The following is a 12,323-nucleotide window of genomic DNA, read 5'->3' on the forward strand; positions in this document are numbered from 1 at the left end:
AACAAAATCGCTTTTACTTGTTTACATATGAAATAAGCCTGTTTATAACATCCGGGCCTTTATAAACTGTAACCTCTATTTTATACAACGAATCGGAATAATTAACCTGATCGCTTACTGCATACATATAACGGTTAAAGCTTTTATTTCCGTCATTAACAAGGATTAACCTACTGTTATCATCATCAACTATATAAAAATTCACGTTTTTATCGACAGTATCATCTACGGTTACATGGAGTTCAAATTTATCAGTACCCCCTCCAATGAAGCTAATCTTTTCATTAATTTCTGTATCAGGGGTAATCAGGCCATCATTTTGAAAAATGCCGCCCTTTTTAAATATATAATTATATCCATCTGAACTTTTACTTATATAAAGTTGATATTTCTCCGGCACTCCACCATTTACAAGGCTGTATGAAAAACCATTTAGCTTTACCGTTGAGCCCTCTACCACAAATTCCTGACATATATTTTTACTATATAGATCAAAGTCAAATTCATTGGTTCCTTCAGGAAGTTCATCCGTCTTAATACCATCTATTTTATAATAAACCTTATATAGACCTTCACTTTCGTAAAGCTCCGCAGGTTTACCAGCCTTATCAGTAAGCAGTAGAGGTCTTGCCTTAATATCATCCATTGCTTTTTGTGAAATAATCGAAGAATATAATATATCTTTTGATACCACATTGTTATTGCTGGCAGACAAAAAAGTGCCAAGAAAAGGAACAACGATAACAGAAAAAATGCTCACTGCAACAAGCACTTCAGGAAGAGTCACTCCTTTTGATCTTCCATGACTTAATGAAAACAATCTCTTAAATGGGATTTTCACTGCTATCCCCCCATCTATCTATATGATACCGATATATTAGGCTGAAGGTTTTCAAACTTCACCCTTGGGTTGTTTTTATCTTCATTAATAACATCGACCTTTACATTTTTCTTTGTCTTATTAATTATCTTTATAACTGCTGAAGACTTATCACCTAGATACTTCCTCGGAGTAGAGTCAACCAGAAATGTTAGTCCGTTACCCTCAGAAAGAAATTCATGAGTACCAATATATTGTGGATCCGGAAAAGCCTCCTGACTGGTTTTAAACTTGAAATAATACTTTCCCTTCAGCTCTTCAACATAAAGCTCTACATTAACTTCATTGCTGCTATCTCCATATACGACAGGCATGTTTTTGATTACACCTGTCAGTACCGCTTTCTTCGCAGTCAACGAAACAGTTGGAGGTGCCATATTATCACCATATGGCATTACCCTCATGGTAAAATCATACTTCTTAATCTCATCTATAGTAATATTTGTTGTATTTTCCTTATTAATCGTGCTTTCAGTGCTAATATTCTGTCCCACATACCCCTCGTAAGGGTTAAAAATATCTTGCCTGACTTCCTTCTCCGCAACAGGCAAATCCTTATCTTCAATAATTTTACTTCCACCTGTATTGTTATAAATACCCAGAAAACTTAGGCTTAGGTTAAAAATAAGATTCTCATCGGTACCCTTGTTAATTTGAATTTGGTTATATAATGTTTTGTTCTTCATATCTTCAACGCCTTTTAAAAAGCCTTGAATTTGATTCATTTTTCCTTTCCCGGCCAGCATTAATCCAATTTTATAGCCTTCTCCATTATTAAATGGTGCTTTGCTATCCGAACCTCCAGAAACCGGCATGCCAAATTCATTTATAAATTGCTGTATTTTTCTCCCATCGGAATCCAAGGTATTGTTTTCTATTGGCTGCCCAACAGCTGCAGTTATACTACTGCTCGAATTTGCTTCGCCTTTATTTTCTTGGCCTGTATTTACTTGGCTTGGATCTGCTGGGACTTGTTCCTGTGGTGATTTTACATCTGAACTCCCAGACTTTACGTCAAACTTTATGTTGCTGATACTTACCCCTGATGAAGAAGCAAGTTTTTTTATAATCATAAAAATTTCATCATAATTCAAATCAGGAGGATATTTGACTTTAATATCCTGCAACCTCTGGTTTAAAAATTTCAGCTCACTTTCTAAGTTATTACTCTTGTCCTTATAAATCATATTAGTTGAATATATGTCCTTTTTCTCTTTAATTTCCTTTTTGAGAGCAGAAATGGAATTTAGCTGAGGACTAAAGAAGAATTTCCATGAAAAAAACAGCACTAAAAAAATTCCTACGATAGTCAATGTTTTTTTATCTTTAGCCGTAAAATTCATTTAATCACTTCCTATTTCTATTAGACATAATTAAACTACTTGCAATTTTGCAGCATTGACATAAAAAATCTTATCTTACTGTATAATTCAAACTCATATCAAAGCTATAGCTTACCGTTGTCTCAACAACCTGAGCACTTAAAGCATTTTGAGTCGCAGGTATTGCGATGTTTTTTGCCTTGCTGTTGGCAGTAATCTTTTTATTTTTAACCGGCGTAGACATGGGTGCAGGCGTACTTGGTGTGCTATTTGATGTTTCCCCAATCTTCTGAATTGTAGAGATATAAATATTATCAAAGAATTTGTCTTTTCTTAAGCTGTATAAAAAGGTTACTATATCCTCTTCAGAAGCACAGTTTCCTTTTAGGGCAATATTCACGTTGCCATCGTTTCTATTTCCAATGCTAAAATCAGTTATAAAAAGCTTCTTTGGCATAAATTGTGCTATTCTCTCAATAACATTTATGCTGCTGAATGAATATTTTGAAAGTTTTTCCGATTCCGTTTTAAGATTGAAGAACTTCAAATTGGCCTCTGCCAATTTGTCCTGATTTATCTTGTAGCGTGCAGTATCTTCTACCTTCTTTTTGAGGTCATTTAGCTGGGCATTGAGCCTCATCTTGGTATACACAGGATATGCTACAGATACAATAACCACAAAACTCAATAAAAATACAGAAAGGAATATCAGCTTCTTCTTTTCTTTCTTTTTTTTATTTTGATAATAGCTTTTCGGAATAAGATTTAGATCTTTCAACCCTCTCCCCACCTTTTTATCCAGTCTTTCTTCGATAGCTACCTTCCAGCGTAACAGGGTCACTTTTGCCTACTATAATACTAAGTATTACTTTTATAATTTGACTGTCATAATCTGCTGTCTTCTCCTGAATTTGTGCTTTAAACTCCAGTATACTAATGTTTTCCTCGGGTTTAAATACATTTTGGGTGTTTCTTAACAATACATTGCTCCCACCAATAGTCTCCAATTTGTATATAAGATCTTCCTTAATGGGATCATCTTTAACAATGTTAAGAATTTTACCGCTGTCTTCAATACTTATATTTGAGCTGTCATTCATCCTTATATCCTCAATAAGCTTATCCATAGCTTCCCTGGCCCTTTGTGTCGCAATAAGCATGTCGCTTTCAACATAGTAATTTTTGAAACCTTGATATAGAACCGTTGATATCGGTACCATTATAACTCCCAGTATCGCTATGGAAATGAGCAATTCAACCAATGATGTACCTTTTCTCCCACGAAGCATATATCATCACCCTTTGAAGGCAGCATGTTATTCCCTGATTAGGGTTCCGGTAGCATTTATCATATAAACAAAATCAGCAGTAAACTTGTCCATGCCTTTTTTGCCCTTATACTCTATATTTAAAAATTTATGTAAATAATCAACAGGAATATTAAAGTAATTTCCTATGTACTTGCCAAGGCCTTGAAGCTGACTACCTCCGCCACATATATACATCTTTTTTATTCCTCCAAATGATGACCTTGACACATAAAATTCAACAAGCCTGTTTATATCAAGAATAAGGTTGTCAACAGCAGGCCTTATATAATTGCATAGATTTATGTTTTCAATAGTTTCATTAGCCTCTTCTTCTTCATTAAAAACCCTGCCCCGGTCAAGTTTAATCTTTTGTGCATCTAAGTAATCAATTTCCATGCTATTTGAAATATATCTGTCAATTTCTCCACTGCCTATGAGTAAAATCCTATTAAACATAAGCTTTGAATTTTGAAATATATATACCCCAGTTGTATCCGATCCGATATCTAATACTACAAATTCTTCTTTAGCTGATATATTGGAACAGGCACTTTTTGTACTGCCAATTCCAAAAAGCAGCTTGGTTATTGAATTTGCAGGTATATCAATAGCTTCCATATCCAACTTCAGCCTCTCGGCTATCTTCATATATTCATCTGCCTGCTTTATAGGAACAGCAACCAGTAAAACTCTGCACATATTATCACTGCCTATAGGAGCATCATCAAGAACACGAAAATCCATAACATAATTCTCAAGGTCAACCGGGAAATACTGCTGAGCATCATATTTGAGTATGTTTTCGAGCTCCTCATCCGTTGACCTTGGCAGTTGTACCTCTCTTGTAATAACTCCTGTACCTGAAATGTTCATAATCAATTTGTTAACCTTAATTCTGTTCTTTTTGATTATGTCTTTAAGCGTTGTAGCCATCATTTCCACATCTGTTATTTTTCCATCTTTAATGACATTTTCCGGTGCCTTGATAATGTCATACTCAAGAATACAAATTGTTTGCTTATTATAATAGCCCCATACCGCTTTTACATTCGTATTACCTATATCTACTGCAAGAAAGGTCTTTTTTAACATAATCTCACACAACCTTTTGTTGTAATATTAAAAGAGCTTAATAATTTCCCCTCCAAACAGGAATGTAATATAAGTTGCAATAGCTATAAAGCTTCCAAAAGGTATATTACCTTTATTATTATCTTTTTTCAGTACTGCAGTAGACAAAACTGCCACGGCACTTATAACTAGGGATGCACAAAGGACAATAAGACCCATTTTCCATCCAACATAACCGCCTATAACAGCAAGTAGTTTTATATCACCAAATCCAAATGCTTCCTTCTTTGACAAGCCCATACTTATTAATGACACTATCAATAGGAAACCCGATGCCATAATTATCCCCAAAATAGGATTCCACCAGTTTCCATCGCCATAAATATCCAGGGGTTTAAAGAAATTATACGCTATGAGTGCTATACTTCCAACCAATCCTGAGATTACAAGGCTGTTGGGAATTTTTCTGTGCTTTAAATCTACAAAGAATACAACAATAAGTATGGACACCAGATAAGCCGCTGCAAAGAATTCTATGTACTGCCCGTTCTGACCATACTTATAAAACAATGGCAAATAAATTAGTGCTGTCAGCACTTCCATCAGGGGATACTTAATGGAAATTTTTGCTTTACAGTATCTGCACTTTCCCCTTAGAAACAAATAGCTAAACAGGGGTACAAGGTCGAGCACTGTCAACCTTGTACCGCAATTGGGGCAATGTGACGGTGGTTTTACAACAGACTCACCTAAAGGCATTCTACATATGCAAACATTTAGGAATGAGCCTATAATTAAACCGTAAGTAAAAACAAGAATGTAATAATAAACTGTCATAATTTTGTCATACGTCCTCTCTATTAAGTCTAATTATTGTTTAAATTTATAAATAGTATTATGTAGTTGGAGATGGTGCTGCACCCGGATTTAATATTATTCTTACATTGCTGCCTGCAGCAGCTGTTGCTTCCTGAGTTACCCATATAGTAGTTCCACTAACTGCATCTTTATTTATCGCCCATTTTGTATTTGTCTCACTGGAAGTACTGGGGATAGGATTAATTTCCTTGGCTACTGCTGCTCTAATATTTGATTGTACTGTAGCATTAGTCCAATCAGAAGTTAAACTTATTGTTCCTTTAGCAGCAAGCCTTTTTACGCAGCTATCAATAGTTGCCAGATTAGCTTTATCAGCATTGTCCTTTGCATCTGACAGATAACCCATTACTGAAGGAGTAACAACCGCTGCCAATACGCCCAAAATAGCCACTACAACTATCAATTCCGTTAATGTGAAGCCTTTTCTGTTTTTAATGAACTTTTTAATCATCTTAACATCCTCCTTGAATTATTAATACTTTTCATGCAGTTTAGTTAAACATGCCTATCCCATATTTTTATACATACCGAAAACAGGCATGATCATTGCGATTACAATAAACCCCACTATTAACGCAAGTACCAGTATCATAACTGGTTCTATCAAGGAAATTAACTGGCTTATGGATGTATCCAACTCTTCATCATAGAAATCTGCAACTTTTCCTATTATTTCATCCAAAGAACCGGCTTCTTCACCGATGCTTATCATCTGAGTTACCATTACCGGAAATATTCCAATACCTTCAAGTGGACTTGCCAGGCTTGATCCTCTTTTTATCTCTTCTTTAACTTTCACCAATCCATCAGATACCACCTGATTATTTACTACCTTCTCAACTACTTCAAGTGCCTGTATCAAAGGAACGCCTGTTTCAAGCAGGAGGCTCAATGCCCTCGAGAACCTTGATGCAAGTATCTTTCTATAGTTTTTTCCAACCTTTGGTATCTTGAGAATTATGCCTGTAATTATCAACCTCCCTTTTACCGTCCTTTTAAACTTTGAGAATAAATAATAAGCTACTGAAATAAATGATGCTGCACCTATTAAAAACCATATATTCGATATTGTATGGCTTATGCCAAGTAATATTTTTGTAGGTAAAGGAAGTCCTGTACCCATAGAAGAAAACATGCTCATAAACTTTGGAACTACAAATGCCAGCATGAAAATTACAACCGCTACTGCAATAAAACCGATAATCATAGGATACATCATAGCCGTCTTGATTTTCTGTCTGATCCTGTTTTCTTTTATAAAGTGTGCTGCCAGCTTGTCAAGAACCATGTCCAAGGTACCGCTTACCTCTCCAACTTCAATCATGCTGATAAGAATTACCGGCAATGTATTAGAGTGTAAACTTAACGCTTCAGATAATGAATTACCTTTTTGAACATCATCATAAACTTCATTTATGAGTTCTGCCAGCTTGGTATTTTCTGTTTGCTTTCTTAAAAGATCCAAACATCCGATTACCGAAACCCCAGCATTAACCATTGTATAAAACTGCCTGCAAAAAATGGCCAAATCGTTGGAGGAAATCCTTTTTCTAGATTTTGAAGTTATTCCCTTTCTGACTGCCGTTACTTCTTTTATATCCATTGGGAACAGGCCTTTATTTCTCAAAAAAGATACCACATTATCAACATCATTTGCATCAAATTTGCCTGTTACAATGGCTCCTGCCGATGTTTTGGCTGTATAAGCAAACGAAGCCAATTTTTTCCCTCCCTGCTTATAACATATATATTATATTTTTATGTATGAAATAAAACAATATAAATTTTACACATGGTACATCATCAAAAAATGTTAGTCGGGCATTTCAAGAAGATTAATAATAACTGAAAAATTACGACTTCAATATTCTTAAGACCATACTTCATAAAACAACTAAGGTAATGTTTTTGGATTTGAAAAGTTAGCTTTTAGAAATGGAAGAAACTAGCCGCTTCTTCATTTATATTTTATCATATTTTACTTTATCTTTCAACATATTTCTTATGTGATTAATTTTTCTATCTAGATACTTGCCAGTCTCATTATGTTTTCCTGATCAGCCGCATATACCATTGCATCTTCATAACTTATAATATTTCTTCTATATAAATTTAAAAGACTGTTATCCATAGTCTGCATGCCAAATTTTGCACCAGTTTGTATAATAGAATTAATCTGATGGGTTTTCCCCTCTCTAATAAGATTCCTTATAGCAGGGTTTGGAATCATTATTTCAAGTGCTGCCGCCCTTCCATGCTTATCCCTTCTGGCTAACAACTGCTGTGAAATAACCCCCTGAAGAATTGTAGAAAGCTGTACCTTTATCTGCTGTTGCTGATAAGGCGGAAAAACATCTATAATTCTATCAATTGTGTTCGCTGCTCCAATTGTGTGCAAAGTAGAAAATACAAGGTGACCTGTTTCAGCCGCAGTTATGGCTATGGATATAGTCTCCATGTCCCTCATCTCTCCTACCAATATAACATCAGGATCTTCTCTTAAAGCAGCTCTTAAGGCATTTGCATATGAATTTGAATCGTGACCTATCTCTCTCTGATTGACAATAGACGTCTTGTGCTTATGTAGATATTCGATAGGATCCTCAAGTGTCAGTATATGGCAATCTCTTTCTTCGTTTATTTTATTTATAATTGCCGCCAAAGTAGTTGATTTACCACTTCCTGTCGGGCGGTAACCAAAACTAAACCTTTTGTTTTTTTTGAAAATTCCTTTATCACATCAGGCAAACCCAATTGTTCAAATGTCGGTATAGTTATATTAACAGGCCTTATTGCAATACAACAAGTGCCTCTTTGCCTGAATATGTTAACCCTGAATCGACCAACACTCTGTAGTGAATATGACAGGTCTATTTCCCCCTTCTTCTCAAATTCACTGAGTTTATCTCCGTTTAACATCTTCTTGGTATAATACTCCGTATCATCAGCGCTGACAGGAATATCACCCAACCTTACCAAGCGTCCGTTTTTTCTTATTGTCGGCGGTATTCCTACTGTAATATGAATATCCGATGCTCCTTGTTCAATTGCTTTATACAATAACTCATCAAATTCCATAAGTGACCTCCTTAATATAGTCATTCCTTATAATATAGTTAATCCCTAAGTTTAGTTAGAATAAACTCAAGATTATACTCATATTTTAGTCGTTTGTATGTGAAATCCTTATCATTTCACTTAATGTAGTAGAACCCTCCAAAACATACCTCCTTACATTTTCCCTCAAAGTTACCATACCTGATTTAATCAGTTCGGTTCGCAGTGCATCTTCAGAACACCCTTTATTTATAAGCTCTCTATGAATTTTATTAAGGACCATTATTTCATATACTCCGATTCTGCCCTTATACCCAGTTTTATTGCATACAGTACATCCTCTTCCCTCATAAAGCAGTACTTCCTCTGACGTCTTAATTCCAAGTGCTTCCAGGTCCTCATCATTTGCTCTGTAGCTATATGAACAATTAGGACATATCTTTTTAACAAGACGTTGTGCAATAACCCCTACAACGGATGAAGCAACCATGAATGGCTCAATTCCCATATCTATAAGCCTTAATACAGTTCCTGGTGCATCGTTTGTATGAATTGTACTTAATACAAGATGACCTGTTATAGCTGCTCTGACAGCTATTTCAGCAGTCTCAGAATCTCTTATTTCACCTATCATTATAATATTTGGATCCTGCCTCAATATTGACCTTAAGCCGACTGCAAAGGTAAATCCTGCCTTGGCATTGACCTGAACGTGGTTGACCCCATCTATTAGGCATTCCACAGGGTCCTCAACCGTTACAATATTGAGGTTTGGTTTGTTAATTGCACTTATGGCACTGTATAGGGTTGTAGTTTTCCCGCTTCCGGTAGGTCCTGCAACCAATATGATACCATGAGGATTTTTCAAAATACTTTCAAACTTAAAAAGATCTTCCCTGCTAAATCCCAAAGCTTCTTTTGTTACAACAAAGGCTTTTTTGTTAGCTACCCTTATAACAATTTTTTCGCCATAAACTGTTGGCAGTATTGAAACCCTTAAATCATATTCATCGCCATTGACCATAACTGAAATCTACCGTCCTGAGGCAACCTTTTCTCTGCAATATTTAATCCTGAAATGATTTTCATACGTGTAACTACAGAAGGCATAATCTCAATTTCCGGCCGCATAGCTTCCATAAGCTGTCCGTCAATCCTGAACCTTATCTTTATGTATCTTTCAAAGGGCTCGATATGTATGTCACTGGCATTATTATTTATAGCCTGTTCAATAATGGAATTTAATAATTTTACAGCAGGCGAATTGTTTATTTCATCTGATGCTTGCTCATCCGATTCATTCCCAATTTTAACTGTCCCATGCTCTTTTTTGAATTCTTCCACTGCCTGCATGGCCTTCTGAGCGGAATAATATTTATCTATCGCATTATTTATATCTTTAAGTGTTGCTATAACAGGCTGAACATCCATGCCAGAAAAAATTTTTATGTCATCAATGGCAAAAACATTTAAAGGGTCGCTCATTGCAACAGTCAGAACACCATTGGTTTTCTGTATGGGTATTAGGCCGTACCTTTTGGCAAGGTTTTCAGAAATAAGCAAACAAGCTGATGAGTCAATATTATACTTTTCAAGATCAACATGAGGAATTCCAAGCTGAAACTCCAAAACCTGGATTATATCCTGCTGAGTAACAAAATTTTGATTCAAAAGGACCTGGCCCAGCTTCTCTCCCGTCTGCTTCTGGATTTCCAATGCTTTATCCAATTGTTCTTTTGAAATCAGTCCAACCTCTAAAAGCAAATCTCCCAGCCTTTTTCTGTTTTGCTTGTTCATAAAGCCCTCCAATAAAAGCATATTCCCATGGGCAATAAAAATCACGAAGTGATTTTGTCAGCCTTGATGGCCGTCATGATAAATTATGATACAGAATACACCATAATTTCCTAGATAAAAAACTTCAGAATTACACTAAAAGAATATAAATATTTCACTTTATTTTTATCGGATTATTATAGAAAAAACATAAGAAAAAAATCACTCAATAATCTTGAGGTTACTCTGCCGAATGTAAGATCAGGCAATAACCAATAATCAACTGATCAATTGTGCATTTTATGTATGAAAAGCAGTTTGGCATCAGATAGCCATAACTGCTTCCTTGAACCTCATATAGATTAGATTAGCATTAAATCGCCATAACTGTTTCCTTAAACCTCATATAGAATTGTTCAATCTCGTTTTCTAAGAATTCAATGTCCATCCACTTTTCATATGCATATATACCTTGGTAGAATAACATTCCCATTCCATTAACTGCAATGCTTCCTTTCTCCCCGGCAGCTTTCAAAAGTTCTGTTTTTACAGGATTATATATTATATCATAAACAATATGCTTATCATTTAAAAGGCTATAAGACTCAATAGGGCTTTTATCAATCTCGGGGTACATTCCTACCGATGTAGTGTTAATAACTATACGGCAGTTCATAACAGCATTTTTAACGTCACTATGCTCCATACCTGCAAATGAAGAACAGCATGATATATTGTTATTAATATAATCTGACAGTTCTTTTGCCTTATCTACACTTCTGTTAAGGATTACCACCTCACTTGCACCTTCTAGAGCAACTTTGACCGCTACAGCCCTTGCTGCACCCCCTGCACCGATAATAACAACTCTTTCACCTTTAAATGAATGTCCCGTTTCTTCTTTAAAAGACCGTAAAAATCCATCTCCGTCGGTATTGTATCCCCATAATTTACCGTCTATATTTTTAACTGTGTTAACGGCTCCAATCAGCCTGGCTTCTTCTGAAATACAGTCTAAATACTCCATTACTTTATTCTTATGGGGAACAGTAACATTAAATCCAACAACATTAAGTCCTCTAAGACCTCTTACTGCATCAAGCAGATTATCCGTATGGACCCTAAATGGCACATACACTGCATTTATATTTTTAGAGGCACTTATATAATTATGTAATATGGGAGATTTTGAATGTTCTATTGGATCTCCTATAATACCTATAATTTTAGTACGTGCATTTATTGATAATTCCACATTAATCCCCCCGTTTATACATCTGTACACTAACATAAGGAATAATTAAAAATTCCTGTTATCACAAACAATATCATAATTCGTTACATATTAAGAATTTCCACCCTTACTCGAATTTGAAGAAGAATGTCTTACAGCACTTTTTTCCTTCCATCTGGTCCTTTTAAGTTTGCTGTTTTTATTATAAGCCGCCTTGCTGTGTCTAAAAAGAACAAACCTTTCTACATGCCTTTTGAGTTTTACAAACAGTATTTCTTTCTTATCTATTGGCTTAACAAGTATAGTATACATATTAATCCTGTTACCTCCATAGATATCAGTAAATATCTGATCACCTACTGCAGCAATCTCGCTGCATTTTATCCCTAAAAGCGTTGCCGCCCTTAAATATGAATTTGGTGAAGGTTTATAAGCTCTATGAATAGCGGGTATATCAAGCCCAGTATTAAATGCTGCCACCCTTTTTTTTGAAGCATTAGAAATGATACATGGAAGAAATCCCATATCCTTAACCCTTTGAATCCACTCTTTTATATCTTCACTCGCATTCATTGTAAACTGTGCAACCAGTGTATTATCAATATCTAATACAAGCCCTTTTATTCCTTTTTTCCTCAAATCGTCCAAATTTATATCCTGTACCTTGTCTACTATTACATCAGGAAAGAATTTTTCCAGCATTTTATTCCTCCGAAATTTAAGATTAACTTTATAACTTTACTAAATAATAACAAACAAACATAATGATATCAATATTTTTAGCATATTAAACA

The 12,323-nt window shown here is 35.2% G+C and carries 10 protein-coding genes and 2 pseudogenes; all 12 read right to left on the bottom strand.

Annotation, left to right across the window (positions count from 1 at the left end; all coding sequences use genetic code 11):
* Positions 1-13 precede the first annotated feature (13 nt).
* The 12 genes and pseudogenes from Bccel_RS09405 to Bccel_RS09460 all read right to left on the bottom strand — a co-directional run bounded on the left by Bccel_RS09405 (position 14) and on the right by Bccel_RS09460 (position 12,231).
* Positions 14-841: a type IV pilus modification PilV family protein gene (locus Bccel_RS09405; RefSeq protein ID WP_036938229.1), complete on the bottom strand. Its 828-nt coding sequence runs from the start codon at positions 839-841 to the stop codon at positions 14-16.
* 14 nt (positions 842-855) lie between these two features.
* Positions 856-2,223 (bottom strand): hypothetical protein, encoded by a 1,368-nt coding sequence (locus tag Bccel_RS09410; protein WP_036938231.1) that lies wholly within the window; start codon positions 2,221-2,223, stop codon positions 856-858.
* 70 nt (positions 2,224-2,293) lie between these two features.
* Positions 2,294-2,980: a PilN domain-containing protein gene (locus Bccel_RS09415; protein WP_036938235.1), complete on the bottom strand. Its 687-nt coding sequence runs from the start codon at positions 2,978-2,980 to the stop codon at positions 2,294-2,296.
* Positions 2,981-2,996: 16 nt separating this feature from the next.
* Entirely contained in the window at positions 2,997-3,491 is a 495-nt protein-coding gene (locus tag Bccel_RS09420) for a PilW family protein (RefSeq protein WP_036938238.1), read from the bottom strand.
* A 27-nt stretch (positions 3,492-3,518) separates the two neighbouring features.
* Positions 3,519-4,604 (bottom strand): type IV pilus assembly protein PilM, encoded by a 1,086-nt coding sequence (gene pilM / locus Bccel_RS09425; protein WP_036938241.1) that lies wholly within the window; start codon positions 4,602-4,604, stop codon positions 3,519-3,521.
* Positions 4,605-4,631: 27 nt separating this feature from the next.
* Positions 4,632-5,420, bottom strand: coding sequence for a prepilin peptidase (locus tag Bccel_RS09430; protein WP_036938244.1), 789 nt, complete (start codon positions 5,418-5,420; stop codon positions 4,632-4,634).
* 58 nt (positions 5,421-5,478) lie between these two features.
* The gene (locus tag Bccel_RS09435; RefSeq protein WP_050753322.1) at positions 5,479-5,913 is read right to left on the bottom strand and encodes a type II secretion system protein; all 435 of its coding nucleotides are present in this window, start codon (positions 5,911-5,913) and stop codon (positions 5,479-5,481) included.
* 54 nt (positions 5,914-5,967) lie between these two features.
* Positions 5,968-7,182, bottom strand: a complete 1,215-nt coding sequence (locus Bccel_RS09440) for a type II secretion system F family protein (protein WP_036938246.1) — start codon at positions 7,180-7,182, stop codon at positions 5,968-5,970.
* A gap of 303 nt (positions 7,183-7,485) precedes the next feature.
* Positions 7,486-8,540, bottom strand: a pseudogene (locus tag Bccel_RS09445) (type IV pilus twitching motility protein PilT).
* A gap of 85 nt (positions 8,541-8,625) precedes the next feature.
* Positions 8,626-10,316 (bottom strand): annotated as a pseudogene (locus Bccel_RS09450) (GspE/PulE family protein).
* A 352-nt stretch (positions 10,317-10,668) separates the two neighbouring features.
* A complete protein-coding gene (gene aroE / locus Bccel_RS09455; protein ID WP_242853069.1) occupies positions 10,669-11,550 on the bottom strand; it encodes a shikimate dehydrogenase in 882 nt (293 codons plus the stop codon).
* 90 nt (positions 11,551-11,640) lie between these two features.
* Complete coding sequence (locus tag Bccel_RS09460) at positions 11,641-12,231, bottom strand: YqeG family HAD IIIA-type phosphatase (RefSeq protein WP_050753323.1); 591 nt, start codon at positions 12,229-12,231, stop codon at positions 11,641-11,643.
* Positions 12,232-12,323 lie beyond the last annotated feature (92 nt).

Origin of the sequence: Pseudobacteroides cellulosolvens ATCC 35603 = DSM 2933 (assembly GCF_001262605.1) — a bacterium.
GTDB lineage: Bacteria > Bacillota > Clostridia > Acetivibrionales > DSM-2933 > Pseudobacteroides > Pseudobacteroides cellulosolvens.

Excerpts from the sequence above, each read along its gene's own strand:
- Bccel_RS09420 (WP_036938238.1), bottom strand. The coding sequence starts at position 3,491 with ATGCTTCGTGGGAGAAAAGGTACATCATTGGTTGAATTGCTCATTTCC.
- Bccel_RS09410 (WP_036938231.1), bottom strand. The coding sequence starts at position 2,223 with ATGAATTTTACGGCTAAAGATAAAAAAACATTGACTATCGTAGGAATT.
- Bccel_RS09435 (WP_050753322.1), bottom strand. The coding sequence starts at position 5,913 with ATGATTAAAAAGTTCATTAAAAACAGAAAAGGCTTCACATTAACGGAA.
- Bccel_RS09430 (WP_036938244.1), bottom strand. The coding sequence starts at position 5,420 with ATGACAGTTTATTATTACATTCTTGTTTTTACTTACGGTTTAATTATA.
- Bccel_RS09460 (WP_050753323.1), bottom strand. The coding sequence starts at position 12,231 with ATGCTGGAAAAATTCTTTCCTGATGTAATAGTAGACAAGGTACAGGAT.
- pilM (WP_036938241.1), bottom strand. The coding sequence starts at position 4,604 with ATGTTAAAAAAGACCTTTCTTGCAGTAGATATAGGTAATACGAATGTA.